A 14226-nucleotide genomic window follows, 5' to 3' on the forward strand; every position below is an offset into this window, starting at 1 on the left:
GGACCGTGCCCGACCATGGGCGCGTCCGGCGATCCCGGGCCCCGTTCCATGAGAGGCGCACCACCCCATGCACGTCACCGGGACCGTCCCCCCACCGGCTCCGGAACCGCAGGCAACCCCCGCGGCCCCCGCATCCGACAGCACCCGGCACGCCCGCCGCTTCGGGCTCCCCGTCGCCACCGCCCTGGTCATGGGCAACATCATCGGCGGCGGCATCTTCCTGCTCCCGGCCTCCGTCGCGCCCTTCGGCACCATCAGCCTGCTCGCCTTCGGCGTCCTGACCGTCGGCGCCATCGCGCTCGCCCTGGTCTTCGGCCGTCTCGCCGCCCGCGACCCGCGCACCGGCGGCCCCTACGTCTACGCCCGCGGCGCCTTCGGCGACTTCGCCGGGTTCCTCGCCGCCTGGGCGTACTGGATCACCACCTGGGTGTCCAACGCGGCCCTCGCCGTCGCCGCCGTCGGCTACCTCGACGTCCTGATCCCGGTGAACGACCACCGCTGGACCGCGTGCCTGGCCGCCCTCGTCATCCAGTGGCTGCCCGCCCTCGCCAACTTCGCCGGCACCCGCTGGGTCGGCGCGGTCCAGCTGGTCTCCACCGTGCTGAAGTTCGCGCCGCTGCTGCTCGTCGCCGTCGGCGGGCTGTTCTTCTTCGACGCCGACAACCTCGGCCCGTTCAACGCGAGCGGCTCCGGCGGCATCGGCGCGGTCTCCGCCGCCGCAGCGATCCTGCTCTTCTCCTACCTCGGTGTGGAGTCCGCCGCCGTCAGCGCCGGCGAGGTCAAGGACCCCCGCCGCACGGTCGGCCGCGCCACCGTCATCGGCACCGCGGGCGCCGCCCTCGTCTACCTGCTCGGCACCCTCTCGGTCTTCGGCACCGTCGCCCACGACCGCCTGGTCACCTCGGACGCCCCCTTCTCGGACGCCGTGAACGCCATGTTCGGCGGCGCCTGGGGCGGCTGGGCCGTCGCACTGGCCGCCCTGGTCTCGATGACCGGCTGCCTCAACGGCTGGACCCTGCTCAGTGCCCAGACCCCGTACGCGGCGGCCAGGGACGGCCTCTTCCCGGCCGCGTTCGCGCGCAAGCGCCGCGGGGTGCCCACGGTGGGCGTCGGCGTCACCGTCGTCCTCGCCTCCCTGCTCACCGTCTACAACTACACGTCGGGCTCGGCGAAGGTCTTCGAGGTCCTCGTCCTCGTCACCACCTTCACCGCCACCGTGCCGTACCTGCTGGCCACGGCCGCCCAGATCTTCCACCTGGTCTCCGGACAGGGCGAGAAGGTCGACCGGGCGCGACTGGTGCGGGACGGCGTGGTCGCGGCGGTCGCGGCGGCCTTCTCCCTGTGGCTGGTCGCGGGCGCCGGCTACGCGGCGGTCTACCAGGGCGTGCTGTTCCTCTTCGCGGGTGTGCTCGTGTACGCGGTGATGGCGGCCCGCAGGCGGCGCGCGGAGACGTCCGACGCCCCGTAATTCGGCTGCGCGGCACCCCGGCGGGCACGCACACTGGGCCGGTCACCTCCCGACCCCCCTCTCCCGCCAAGGAGCCCCTGCGTGCAGGCAGCCGTCACCGTCACTCCCGCCCGCCTCCCGGAACTGCTGCTCGGCCTCGCCACCGTGCGGCCGGTGTTCCTGTGGGGCGCACCCGGCATCGGCAAGTCCTCCCTGGTGAGGAACTTCGCCGACTCGCTGGGCCTGGAGTGCGTGAGCCTGCTCGGCACCCAGCTGGCGCCGGAGGACCTGATCGGCGTCCCGCAGATCCGGGACGGCCGGTCGGTGTTCTGCCCGCCCGAGGCCATCGCCCGCGACGAGCCGTACTGCCTCTTCCTGGACGAGCTGAACGCGGCCACCCCGGACGTGCAGAAGGCGTTCTACTCGCTGATCCTCGACCGCCGCATCGGGAACTACGAACTCCCCAAGGGCTCCATCGTCATCGGCGCCGGGAACCGCGCCACCGACAACGCACTGGCCCGCCCCATCGCCTCCGCGCTGGTCAACCGCCTCACCCACGTCCACCTGGACGCCTCTGCCAAGGACTGGCTGGTCTGGGCCGGTGAGAACGGCATCCACCCGTGGATCACCGACCACCTCACCGACCGCCCCGACCACCTGTGGTCCAAGCCGCCCAAGACCGAGGAGCCGTTCTCCACCCCGCGCTCCTGGCACATGCTCTCCGACGCCCTGCACTCCTTCGGCCAGGACCTCGACGAGGAGACCCTCAAGGTCCTCGCCCACGGCACCCTCACCCCGGCCCACGCGACCGCCTTCTGCGGCTACGTCAAGATCGTCCGCAGCCGGTTCGGCATCGAGGCGATTCTCAAGGGCGAGGCCCGCTGGCCCAGCCGCCTCCAGGACCGCGACCTGCTCTACTACCTCGCCGAGTCCTTCCGCGGCCGCCTGGTCAAGGAACTGCCCGCGAGCAAGGAGCACATGTCGGCGAACGGCCGCCAGACCGCCTACCGCGCCAAGTCGCTGCTCGTGCAGCTCGCCGAGATCTCCGTCGAGGTCGCCCAGAGCGTCATCGCCTCCGACGCCGACGGCAACCCGCTTCTGCCCGCCTGGTTCCTCGTCGAGGCCGCCCGCGACATGCCCCGGCTGGTGGAGGCCCGCCGGTGAGCCGCACCCGCAAGCAGAAGCAGCGGCAGAAGAAGAAGGACCCGGCCGCCGAGGACTGCGCCAAGGGCGTGCAGCTGGTGTGGGCCAACCCGGCGCTCGCGGCCATGGAGGTCAAGCTGTGCCGGGAGGAGGAGTGCGAGGTCGCGCCCCGGCAGGGCCTTGTCCGCGTCAGCTCCAACGGCCGGGTCCACCTGCACCCCACCCGCCACGCCGAACCCGCCGACTGGGCCTGGGCCATCGCCCACGCCCTGATCCACCTCGGCTTCGGTCACGTGCCCGCCGCCAACGGCGAGCGCGTCCAGCCCGACCGCTACGACCTCGCCGCCCGCTGCACCGTCGTCAACCGCTTCCTGCAGACCTTCCCGGTCGGCCGCACCCCGGACCACCTGCCGCCGACGTACCCCGACGGCGACGAGGAGCGCATCGCCGCCGCCTGGCGCCGCGAGGGCGGCATCCCCGCCGCCTACGAGCACTGCGGCACCGCGGGCGGCGACCCCGACCAACTGCTCGTCCCCTGGGACGGCTGGAACCTCCAGGTCCCCGACTGGCAACTGGCCTTCGCCCACGCCCTGACCCGCACCATGTCCACCGCCCTCGACCTCGCGGGCGGCCGCCGCGACGACATGCTCGGCGGCCCCACCCGGCTGCAGCCCTGGCAGCGGGCCCTGAGCTGGTTCGTCTCCTCCTACCCGCTGCTCGGCGGCATCGCCTCCGGCATCACCCTCGTCGCCGACGCCGAACTGGCCCGCGCCCACGGCATCTCCGTCGCCGCCGTCAACGCCGAGGCGGGGGAGATCTACGTCAACCCGCTGCGCCGCTACGACGACGAGGAATGGCGCTTCATCCTCGCCCACGAGATGCTGCACGCCGCCCTGCGCCACGGCGACCGCTGCGGCACCCGCGACCCGTACCTCTTCAACGTGGCCTGCGACTACGTCATCAACGGCTGGCTCGTCGAGATGCAGGTCGGCACCATGCCCGAGGGCCTGTTGCACGACCCGCAGCTGGCCGGGCTCTCCGCCGAGGAGGTCTACGACCGCATCGCCGTCGACCTGCGCCGCCTGCGCCGCCTGTCCACCCCGCGCGGCAAAGGGGTTGGCGACGTCCTCGGCGGCCCGCTCGGCCCACCCCGCGACCACGTCGACCTCGACGGCTTCTACCGCCGCGGCCTGGCCCAGGGCTTCGACCTGCACCAGCAGCAGGGGCGCGGCTTCCTGCCCGGCGGCCTGGTCCAGGAGATCCGCGCCCTCAGCCACCCGCCGCTGCCCTGGGACGCCCGGCTCGCCCGCTGGTTCGACGAGTACGTGCCCCGCCCCGAGCCCGTACGGTCCTACGCCCGTCCCTCCCGGCGCCAGGCCGCCACCCCCGACATCCCGCGCGCCGGACGCTACTTCCCGCCCGAGGAGATCGCCCGCTGCACCTTCGGCGTCGTCCTGGACACCTCCGGCTCCATGGACCGCACCCTGCTGGGCAAGGCGCTCGGCGCCATCGCCTCCTACGCCGAGGCCCGCGACGTGCCCGCCGCCCGCGTCGTGTTCTGCGACGCCGCGCCGCACGACGCCGGGTACCTCCCGGTGACGGACATCGCCGGCAGGGTGCGGGTGCACGGCCGGGGCGGCACCGTCCTCCAGCCCGGCGTCGACCTGCTGCTGCGCGCCGACGACTTCCCGCCCACCGCGCCGGTCCTCGTCATCACCGACGGCTGGTGCGACGTCCTGCGGGTACGGCGCGAGCACGCCTACCTGATTCCCCAGGGTGCGCGGCTGCCGTTCACCGCCCGGGGGCCGGTCTTCCGGGTGAGCTGAGCCGGAGTGTGATCGGATGGGGGTGGGAACCCGGCCGACGGGCTCCCACCGCCCAGCTACAGCAAGAGAATTCGAGAGGACCCGCCGTGGCAACCACGCGCTCCGCACACACCGTCTGGGAAGGCAACCTGCTCGAGGGCAGCGGTGTCGTCACCTTCGACTCGTCCGGCATCGGCGAGCAGCCGGTGTCGTGGCCGTCGCGCGCCGAGCAGGCGAACGGCAAGACCAGCCCGGAGGAGCTGATCGCCGCCGCCCACTCCAGCTGCTTCTCCATGGCGCTGTCGCACGGCCTGGCCGGCGCCGGCACCCCGCCCACCAAGCTCACCACCTCCGCCGACGTCACCTTCCAGCCCGGCGAGGGCATCAAGGGCATCCACCTCACCGTGGAGGGCACCGTCCCCGGCCTCGACAACGACGCGTTCGTCGCCGCCGCCGAGGACGCCAAGAAGAACTGCCCGGTCAGCCAGGCCCTGACCGGCACGACGATCACCCTGTCGGCCAAGCTGGCCTGACCTCGACGCCCTGCGCCCTCCCGCACGTTCACGTCCCGTGCCGGAGGGCGCGGGCGGCCCGGTGCGACCGGGAGTCAGCGCCCGCCGGTCAGCAGCAACGGGCTGGGAAGGCCCGTCTCCCCCTCCTCGTAGCCGACGGCGGTGACGCCCCGCGGGGTCCAGGCCACCGAGGTCAGGTACCGGCCGCCGTCCGTACCGCCCGGCGGCACGGACGGCCGGGACCACCGGCCGTGGCGCAGCCGCATCACGTACGGTGTGCCGTCCGGCTGTTCCCCGGCGACCGCCACACCGGCGGGTGCGAGGGTGAGGTCGTTCACGCGGCCGGCGTCGGCGGGGGTCGGCACCTGCTTCCAGGAGCGGCCGTCCCAGTGCGCGAGCAGCGCGTGCCCCGGATCCTCGTCGTCGACCAGCTTCCGGCCCGCCGCCCACACGTCGTTCGGCCCGCTGGCCTCCAGGTCCGTCAGTTCGCCGTTGACCCCGTCGTAGGGGACCGGTACGCGGGACCAGGACGAGCCGTCGTAGTGCAGCATCGCGGGCCGGTCGTCGGAGGTGTAGCCGGAGACCCACACGTCGTCGTCGGCGAGGGCGGTGACGGAGTACGTCCACAGCGAGGCGGCGTCCGGTACGGGCACGAGATGCCACGCCTCGCCGTCCCAGTGCTGGAGCATCGCCTCGGCGTGCGTCTCCTGGATCGTCCCCCCGGGCTTGTCCGGGTTGGGCACCTCGCTGTCGACGACGATGAGCCAGCCGACCGCCCACACGTCGTCGGAGGTCCGTGCCGACACGTCCAGCAGTCCCGCACCGGCGAGCCGGATCCCCTCCGGCGCCGGCGCGTCGACCACCCGCCACTCGGTGCCGTCCCAGTGCTGGGTGAGGAAGGCCCCGCGCGACTCCTCGTACAGACCGACCGCCCAGGCGTCCTCCTGGGACACGGCGTCGATCGAGCTGATCTGGTTGGCGCGATCGGCGAACGCCGGCATCGGGATCTCCCGCCAGGACATCTCGTCGTCGTCGCGGGCCAGCAGCAGCGGCGTCCTGGGCTGGACCTTGCCCTCCTGGCGGACCTTGACCCCGTAGGCCCAGGTGGTGTCGCCGTCCACCCTGGTGACGCCGGTGAGCGCCGCGTGGCCCACGCCCGTCAGGTCCGCGGCGGACCACCGGGCACCGGCGTGCGCCGTGGCGGCCGGTACGGTGACCGCGGCCAGGGCCAGGACCGTGACGGCGGTTCTCGTTCGTACGCGTATTCCACTCATGGTGGGCTCTCCCGCTGTGTTCTCGTGTCGGACGTCCGTACTCCTTCTCAATGCGGTGGCGCAGGCGGGACGTTGCGGAGTCCGCCGCCTTTTCCGACCCCGGATTCGGCCGGGCGGGCCGCAACCGGGAGGGCGGGCCACCGCACTTGAACGGTGAGACCGTCCGCGCGGGCGGGTGGGGAAAGGGGGGTGGGGTGGATCACGGTGAGGACGCGCTGCACGACTTCGTCCGGGACAGACGCCTGGCGCTCTTCAGGAGCGCCTACCTGATGTGCGGCAACCGCCACGAGGCGGAGGACCTGGTGCAGACGACCTTGGTCAAGGTGGTGCTCGGCTGGCGGCGCCTGCAGAAGCTGGACAACGTCGAGGCGTACGCCCGCAAGACGCTGTTCAACACCTTCATCGAGGGCAGACGCCGGTTCTGGCGGCGCGAGCACGCGTACGGGGAGATGCCCGAACGCGCCGCTCCCGAGAGCGACTCGGAGACCGGGATGGTGGTGCGGGAGGCGCTGGCCCGCATCACACCGCGGCAGCGGGCCGTGCTGGTGCTGCGCTACTGGGAGGACCAGAGCGTCGAGGCGACCGCCGCGGTGCTCGGAATGCGGGAGAACACGGTGAAGAGCCACACGGCCCGCGGGCTGGCGGCTCTCCGCGCCCAGGTGGGGAAGGAGTTCGTATGAGCGACGCCAGGGACGACGAGGTGCGCGACCTGCTCGCCCGGGCCGCCGAGGGGGCCGGCGGTCCCTCGTTCGACGCGGCGGCGGTGTTCGCCGAGGCGGCCGGGGTGCGCCGCAGGCGCCGCGCGGCGGTGGCCGGCGGGGCGCTGGCCGTCATGGCCGGCGCGCTGTTCACCGTGTCCGCCGTGCCCTCGGGCGGGGCGGACACGGCGTCCGCCAGCGCCTCCCCTTCCGCCTCCGCTCCGACGCACACCGAGCTGACCGGTGGTTCGGGGCGGGCGCAGCGGATCGCGGGGCTGCTGCCGGCCGGTGCCGGAGAGGTCGAGGAGATCTCCCTGGCCGTGCTGCTGAAGGACGCGGATCTGGACGCCGCCACCGGCGCGGAGTCCCACGGCGCGATGGACGGCTGGTACGCCGTCCGCCGTGGGGACGGCGTCGGATACCTCGGGGTCGCCCTGCACGACCGGAAGTACCTGGAGGCCAAGTTCCCCGACGGGTTGGACCCCGCCCACGACCTCTGTGCGCCGAGCGGGACCGAGCCCCCGCGCACCGACTGCGTGCGCGAGGAACTGACCGGCGGCCGGGTGCTCACCATCTGGCGGCAGCCTCGGGAGCGGAACGCGGACGGCCCTGAGTGGGGCGAGGAACTCACCGGCCGGCTCGTACTCCCCGACGGCCGGGCCCTGTTCGTCCGCGACAGCGCCGGTCACCGCGGCCACGGACAGCTCGGCCCCCTGCTGCCGACCACGCCCCTGAGCCGTGAGCAGCTCCGCGCCCTGATGCTGCGACCGGAAGTGGTCGCGGACAGGTAGCCGGGCGGGTCAGGAACCCGCACGCTCCCAGCCCCGCCGGTCCGGGCGCGGCCCCAGCTGCCTGGGGTCGCGCGACCGGTAGACCACGTACGGCCGGGTCAGGTACTGCAGGGGCGCGCTGAACATGTGCACCAGACGCGTGTAGGGCACCAGGGCGATCAGCACCATCCCGACCACCGCGTGCACGTGGTACAGCACCGGGACGCCCTCCATCAGCTCCGTCTTCGGATTCAGGGTGAACAGGCTGCGCGCCCACGGGGCGATGGTGCTCCGGTAGTCGTAGCCGTTGCCGGAGGTGTCGGAGAGTTTGGCGATCATGCCCAGGAGCAGGGCGCCGAGCAGGAAGACGTACATGAGCTTGTCGTTGGCCGTGGTGGCCCGGAAGACCGGCGCGTTGGTGCGGCGCCGGTAGATCAGGATGCCGATCCCGGCGACCGCGAGGACCCCGGACACCGTGCCGCCGTAGAGCGAGAACAGGTGGTACGCGTGCTCGCTGATGCCGATCGACTGCGTCCAGGACGCCGGGATGAACAGGCCGATCAGATGACCGGCCAGCACGAACAGGATGCCGTAGTGGAAGACCGGCGACGCGATGTTCAGCAGCTTCGACTCGTATACCTGCGAGGAGCGGGTCGTCCAGCCGAAGCGGTCGTAGCGGTGCCGCCAGACCAGGCCCGCGATCAGCAGCGCGAAGGCGGCGTAGGGCAGCACGCCCCACAGGAAGACGTTCATCGGCGGGCTCCGGTGGGTGCGGGCGGCAGGGTGGCGCACACGGCGTCCAGGACGCAGGCGTAGGGCGTGCCGAAGGCGGTGAGCCGGGAGCGCAGCTGGTCGAGGGCGTCGCGGTGCTCGGTGAGCATGGTCATGTCCCCGGTGCGGGACACGAACTCGAGGACCGCCGGCAGGAAGTCCGGCAGCTCCTCGCCGGTGAACTCCAGGCCGTGCGCGCGGTACAGCTCCTTGAAGCGGACCAGGGACATCCCGCGGTTGCGGGTGTCGCCGTCGGTCCACCAGCTCAGGTACAGGCTGTGCCGGTTCCTGAAGTCGAAGACCTCCACGTAGTGCGCCTGGAGTTCGCCCTGCCCGGTCGCCGCCGCGTGGTCGGTGAAACCGCGCAGCTGCGGCGCCGCCTCGCGCAGCAGGGGCAGTCTGGCGCGGAAGTCGTCGTCGGGATACGTCAGACAGAGCGCCGCCGCCTGGTAGAGCACCTCGAAGCCGGGCATCGGATCAGACCTCCCTCTCGTCGTCCGCGGTCTGCCGCCTGCGCAGGATGTGGAAGTTCTCCACCGGCACCAGCGGCAGCCGTTTGCGTCCCGAGTCCTGGCCGAACGGCCCGTCGCCGCCCATGCCGGGGCCGCCGTCGGTGTCCAGGCTGCACGTGTCCGGCAGGGCGGACGCCTCCAGCCGGTGCGCGTCCCCCACGGCCGCCGTCGGGATCACGTACCGCTCCTCGTACTTGGCGATCGCCAGCAGCCGGTACATTTCCTCGACCTCCTCGGGGCGCATGCCGACGCCCGCGCAGACGGCCGGGTCCGGGTCCTCGCCGAGGTTGACCGACCGCATGTGGGCCCGCATCGCCGCCAGCTTCTCCAGCGACGCCCGCACCGGCCCCGTGTCACCGGCCGTGAACAGCTCGGCCAGGTACTCCAGCGGGATGCGCAGCGTGTCGATCGCGCCGAACAGGTTGTCCGCGTCCTCGCCGTCGTGCCCGGTCTCCGTCAGCGCGTCCACGACCGGCGACAGCGGCGGGATGTACCAGACCATCGGCATGGTGCGGTACTCCGGATGCAGCGGCAGCGCGACCCTGTACTTGCTGACCAGCGCGTGCACGGGGGAGCGCCGGGCCGCCTCGATCCAGTCGAACGGGATCCCCGCCTCCTCGGCGGCCCGCCGCACCCCGGGGTCCTCCGGATCGAGGAGGACACCCAACTGCGCCTCGTACAAATCGCGTTCGTTCGGCGTCTCGGCGGCCGCGGTCACCTTGTCGGCGTCGTACAGGACCACCCCGAGATACCTGAGCCGCCCCACGCAGGTCTCCGAGCAGACGGTGGGCTGGCCCACCTCGATGCGCGGGTAGCAGAAGGTGCACTTCTCCGCCTTGCCGGTGCGGTGGTTGAAGTACACCTTCTTGTACGGGCAGCCGGTCACGCACATCCGCCAGCCCCGGCAGCGGTCCTGGTCGACCAGGACGATGCCGTCCTCCGAGCGCTTGTACATCGCCCCCGACGGGCACGACGCCACGCACGACGGGTTCAGGCAGTGCTCGCAGATGCGTGGCAGGTAGAACATGAACGTCTCTTCGTACGCGAACCGCACCTTCTCCGAAGCCTGTTGGCGGGTGCGCTCCACCATCGGGTCCAGGTCGCCGTAGGCGGGGGCGCCGCCCAGGCTGTCGTCCCAGTTCGAGGACCAGCCGATCTTCATGGGCTTGCCGTCGAGCTGGGAGATCGGCCGGGCGACGGGATAGTCGGTGCCGAGCGGGGCGTCGGTGAGGTTCTTGTAGTCGTACGTCCAGGGCTCGTAGTAGTCCTTGATCTCCGGAAGCCGGGGGTTGGAGAAGATCCCGGCGAGCTTCCTGAACCGGCCGCCCGCCTTCAGTTTCAGCGCGCCTCGCCGGTTCAGTTCCCAGCCGCCCTGCCACTTCTCCTGGTCCTCGTAGCGGCGCGGGTAGCCCTGTCCGGGGCGGGTCTCGACGTTGTTGAACCAGACGTACTCCATGCCCCGCCGGTTGGTCCACGCCTGTTTGCAGGTGACCGAACAGGTGTGGCAGCCGATGCACTTGTCGAGGTTCATGACCATCGCGACCTGGGCCATCGGGCGCATCAGTACTCGACCTCCTGGGAGCGGCGGCGGATCACGGTCACCTCGTCGCGCTGGTTGCCCGTCGGGCCCAGATAGTTGAACGCCCAGGACAACTGGGCGTAGCCGCCGATGAGATGGGTCGGTTTGAGGAGGAGCCGGGTGAGCGAGTTGTGGACGCCGCCGCGTTTCCCGGTCGTCTCCGTGAGCGGGACGTTGACCGTGCGTTCCTGGGCGTGGTGCATGAAGACCGTGCCGGGCGGCATGCGGTGCGAGACGATCGCGCGGGCCACGACCACGCCGTTGCGGTTGACCGCCTCGATCCAGTCGTCGTCGGCGACCCCGATCGCCGCCGCGTCCTCGGCGGACATCCAGATGGTCTGACCGCCCCGGGACAGTGCCAGCATGAACAGGTTGTCCTGGTACTCGGAGTGGATGGACCACTTGTTGTGCGGGGTGAGGTACCGGACCGTCACCTCGCGGTGCCCGTCGGGGCCGAGCCGCGGTTCGCCGAACAGCCGGTGCATGTCCAGCGGTGGCCGGTACACGGGCAGTGCCTCGCCCAGCTCGTGCATCCAGTCGTGGTCGACGAAGAAGTGCTGGCGCCCGGTGAGGGTGTGCCAGGGCTTGAGGTGCTCGGTGTTGAGCGTGAACGCCGTGTAGCGCCGCCCGCCCGCCTCGCTCCCGGACCACTCCGGCGAGGTGATCACCGGCACGGGCGCCGCCTGGGTGTCGGCGTAGGTGACGCGCTTGCCCTCGTGCTCGGCGGCCAGGTGGGCCATCTCCTGCCCGGTCTTCGCCTCCAGGGTGTGGAAGCCCTGGGTGGCCAGGCGGCCGTTGGTGGTGCCGGACAAGGACAGGATGGTGTTGGCCGCCTTCACCGCCGTGTCCAGCGCCGGCCGACCGTCGGCCGGGCCGCCGCGCACCGTGCCGTTGAGGTCCCGCAGCCGCGCCACCTCCTCGTCCGGCTTCAGGGTGATGCCCTTGGCGGGCAGCCCCTTGGCCTCCACCAGCGGTCCCAGCGCCGCGAACTTCGCTCCGATCGCCGTGTAGTCGCGCTCCACGACGACGAGGTTCGGCATGGTCTTCCCCGGCTCCGGTTCGCACTCCCCGCGCCGCCAGTCCCGTACGACACCGCCCGGCTGGGCGATCTCGCCGGGGGTGTCGTGCTGGAGCGGGGCCGCCACCAGGTCCTTGCGGACCCCGAGATGGTCCTCGGCCAGCTCGCTCAGCTTCTCCGCGAGGAGCTTGAAGGTGTCGAAGTCGGTGCGCGCCTGCCAGGGCGGGTTCACCGCCGGGGAGAAGGCGTGCACGTAGGGGTGCATGTCCGTGCTGGACAGGTCGTGCTTCTCGTACCAGGTCGCGGCGGGCAGCACCACGTCGGACAGCAGCGTGGACGAGGTGTGCCGGAAGTCCAGCGACAGCAGCAGGTCGACCTTCCCCTCGGGCGCCTCCTCGTGCCAGACCACGTCCCGGGGCCGCTCGCCGGGCGCGGCCTCCTCGGCGCGCAGCGAGGACTGGGTGCCCAGCAGGTGCTTGGTGAAGTACTCGGCGCCCTTGCCGGACGAGCCGAGCAGGTTGGCCCGCCACAGGGTCACGATCCGCGGCCAGTTCTCGGAGGCGTCCGGGTCCTCGCCCGCGAACTTGAGCGTCCCCGCCTGCAGTTCCGCCACTGCGTTCGCCACCGGGTCACCGAAGGTCTCGCCCAGCTCCAGCGGGTTGCGGTCGAAGGTCGGGTACGAGGGCATCCAGCCCGTCCGCGCCGACAGGGCGAGGCAGTCCGCGCCGGCCATCCCGGCCAGCCGCCCCTCGCCCAGCGGCGAGGCGAGGACGTCGGCGCGGAAGCGGTCGTAGCGCCACTGGTCGGTGTGCAGGTACCAGTACCCGGTGCCGATCGCCTGGCGCGGCGGGCGCGACCAGTCCGACGCGGCGGCCAGCGACGCCCAGCCGGTCACCGGACGGCACTTCTCCTGACCCACGTAGTGCGCCCAGCCGCCGCCGTTGCGGCCCTGGCAGCCGGTGAGCTGGAGCAGGGCCAGGAAGCCGCGGTAGATCGTCTCGGAGTGGAACCAGTGGTTGGTGCCCGCGCCCATCAGGATCATGCAGCGGCCCTTGGAGCGTTCGGCGGTGCGCGCGAACTCCCGGGCGATGCGGACGCAGGCCGCCGCCGGGACCGAGGTGTGGGTCTCCTGCCAGGCCGGGGTGGCGGGCGCGTCGGCGTCCTCGTACGACGCCGGCCAGTCACCCGGCAGGTCCGGCCGGCCCACGCCGTACTGGGCCAGCATCAGGTCGAACACCGTCGTCACCAGCGGCCCGGTCGCCCCGCCGAGGCGCGTCGCCGGCACCCCGCGGCGCAGGACGTCGCCGCGTCCCTGCCCGTGTGTGCCGCCCTCGGTGTCGAAGCGGGCCAGGAGTACTTCCACGCCCGAGGCCATCTCGTGGCCGTGCAGGCTGAGCCGGGGGTGTACGTCGCCCAGGTCCAGGTTCCACTTCCCCTGGTCGGCCTCGTTCCAGCGGAAGCCCAGCGAGCCGTTCGGGACCACCGCGCGGCCCGTCGCCTCGTCCAGCACGACCGTCTTCCAGCGGGCGTCGTCACCGCCCTGCCCCAGGTCGGCGGCGCGCAGGAACTTGTCCGGGACGTACGCGCCGTCCCGTTCGGTCAGCGTCACCAGGAACGGCAGGTCGGTGAAGCGGCGCACGTAGTCGTCGAAGAACGGGGTCGTCCGGTCGACGAAGAACTCCTTGAGCACCACATGGCCCATCGCCATCGCCAGCGCCGCGTCCGTCCCGGGGTGCGGATGCAGCCACTGGTCGGCGAACTTGGTGTTGTCGGCGTAGTCGGGCGAGACCACGACCACCTTCTGCCCCCGGTAGCGGGCCTCCGCCATCCAGTGCGCGTCCGGCGTGCGGGTCACCGGCACGTTCGTGCCCCACATGATCAGGTACGCCGCGTCCCACCAGTCGCCCGACTCCGGCACGTCCGTCTGGTCGCCGAAGACCTGCGGGGACGCCACGGGCAGGTCGGCGTACCAGTCGTAGAACGACAGCATCGGGGCGCCGATCAGCGAGTGGAAGCGGGCGCCCGCCGCGTGCGACACCATCGACATCGCGGGGATGGGTGAGAAGCCCGCGATGCGGTCGGGGCCGTGGGTGCGGATCGTGTGCACGTGCGCGGCCGCGATCATCTCGACCGCCTCGTCCCAGCTCGCCCGGACCAGGCCGCCCTTGCCGCGCGCCCGCTGGTAGCGCGTGCGGCGCTCCGGGTTGCCCTGGATGTCGGCCCACGCCAGCACGGGGTCCGTCAGCCGCGCCTTCGCCTCCCGGTACATCTCCAGGAGCACCCCGCGCACGTACGGGTAGCGCACCCGGGTGGGGGAGTAGGTGTACCAGGAGAAGGCGGCGCCCCGGGGGCAGCCGCGCGGCTCGTACTCGGGGCGGTCCGGGCCGACCGACGGATAGTCCGTGGCCTGGGTCTCCCAGGTGATGATGCCGTCCTTGACGAACACGTTCCACCGGCACGAACCGGTGCAGTTCACGCCGTGCGTCGACGTCACGACCTTGTCGTGGCTCCAGCGGTCCCGGTAGAAGGCGTCCGACTCCCGCCCGCCGACCAGCCCGACGCTGTGCAGGTCGGGTGCGGCGGTGCCCGGCCGGAAGAACCGTCCCGCGCGCAGCAGCGCCGCGCCCGGCTCGGTGGGCGGTGTCCGCGTGTCGGTCACGTGCGCTCCCTTGCTCACCCGGTGCCGGGTGGTCGCCA

Annotated in this window: 11 protein-coding genes; 6 read left to right on the plus strand and 5 right to left on the minus strand. The window is 72.2% G+C overall.

Features of this window, described 5'->3' with window-relative positions; all coding sequences use genetic code 11:
• Positions 1-67: 67 nt before the first annotated feature.
• From IE258_RS18445 to IE258_RS18460, 4 genes are all read left to right on the plus strand, one after another.
• The gene (locus IE258_RS18445) at positions 68-1468 is read left to right on the plus strand and encodes an amino acid permease (protein ID WP_189744797.1); all 1401 of its coding nucleotides are present in this window, start codon (positions 68-70) and stop codon (positions 1466-1468) included.
• A gap of 81 nt (positions 1469-1549) precedes the next feature.
• Positions 1550-2611 carry an ATP-binding protein gene (locus tag IE258_RS18450; protein ID WP_189744799.1) on the plus strand — a complete coding sequence of 354 codons (1062 nt, stop codon included), beginning with the start codon at positions 1550-1552 and terminating at the stop codon, positions 2609-2611.
• A complete protein-coding gene (locus IE258_RS18455; RefSeq protein ID WP_189744801.1) occupies positions 2608-4416 on the plus strand; it encodes a vWA domain-containing protein in 1809 nt (602 codons plus the stop codon). The genes IE258_RS18450 and IE258_RS18455 overlap by 4 nt, the downstream gene beginning before the upstream one ends.
• Positions 4417-4502: 86 nt before the next feature.
• Complete coding sequence (locus tag IE258_RS18460) at positions 4503-4928, plus strand: OsmC family protein (RefSeq protein WP_189744803.1); 426 nt, start codon at positions 4503-4505, stop codon at positions 4926-4928.
• Between the two features lie 74 nt (positions 4929-5002).
• Here IE258_RS18460 and IE258_RS18465 read toward each other — a convergent pair whose 3' ends face one another.
• Positions 5003-6181 carry a hypothetical protein gene (locus IE258_RS18465; protein WP_189744805.1) on the minus strand — a complete coding sequence of 393 codons (1179 nt, stop codon included), beginning with the start codon at positions 6179-6181 and terminating at the stop codon, positions 5003-5005.
• Positions 6182-6375: 194 nt separating this feature from the next.
• Between IE258_RS18465 and IE258_RS18470 the strand changes: the two genes are divergently transcribed.
• Positions 6376-6861, plus strand: a complete 486-nt coding sequence (locus IE258_RS18470) for a SigE family RNA polymerase sigma factor (RefSeq protein WP_159325676.1) — start codon at positions 6376-6378, stop codon at positions 6859-6861.
• Positions 6858-7670: a hypothetical protein gene (locus IE258_RS18475; RefSeq protein ID WP_189744809.1), complete on the plus strand. Its 813-nt coding sequence runs from the start codon at positions 6858-6860 to the stop codon at positions 7668-7670. The genes IE258_RS18470 and IE258_RS18475 overlap by 4 nt, the downstream gene beginning before the upstream one ends.
• Before the next feature lie 9 nt (positions 7671-7679).
• On the opposite strand, the gene narI is transcribed toward IE258_RS18475, so the two are convergent.
• From narI to IE258_RS18495, 4 genes are read right to left on the minus strand one after another with little or no spacing between them, the layout of a single operon-like run.
• Positions 7680-8402, minus strand: a complete 723-nt coding sequence (gene narI, locus IE258_RS18480) for a respiratory nitrate reductase subunit gamma (protein WP_189744811.1) — start codon at positions 8400-8402, stop codon at positions 7680-7682.
• A complete protein-coding gene (narJ, locus tag IE258_RS18485) occupies positions 8399-8893 on the minus strand; it encodes a nitrate reductase molybdenum cofactor assembly chaperone (RefSeq protein ID WP_127894393.1) in 495 nt (164 codons plus the stop codon). The genes narI and narJ overlap by 4 nt, the downstream gene beginning before the upstream one ends.
• A 4-nt stretch (positions 8894-8897) precedes the next feature.
• Positions 8898-10493, minus strand: a complete 1596-nt coding sequence (gene narH, locus IE258_RS18490; RefSeq protein WP_189744813.1) for a nitrate reductase subunit beta — start codon at positions 10491-10493, stop codon at positions 8898-8900.
• Positions 10493-14188, minus strand: coding sequence for a nitrate reductase subunit alpha (locus tag IE258_RS18495; protein ID WP_189744816.1), 3696 nt, complete (start codon positions 14186-14188; stop codon positions 10493-10495). The genes narH and IE258_RS18495 overlap by 1 nt, the downstream gene beginning before the upstream one ends.
• Positions 14189-14226: the final 38 nt, after the last annotated feature.

It is taken from the genome of Streptomyces tendae (assembly GCF_014650435.1).
GTDB classification, from domain to species: Bacteria; Actinomycetota; Actinomycetes; order Streptomycetales; family Streptomycetaceae; genus Streptomyces; species Streptomyces tendae.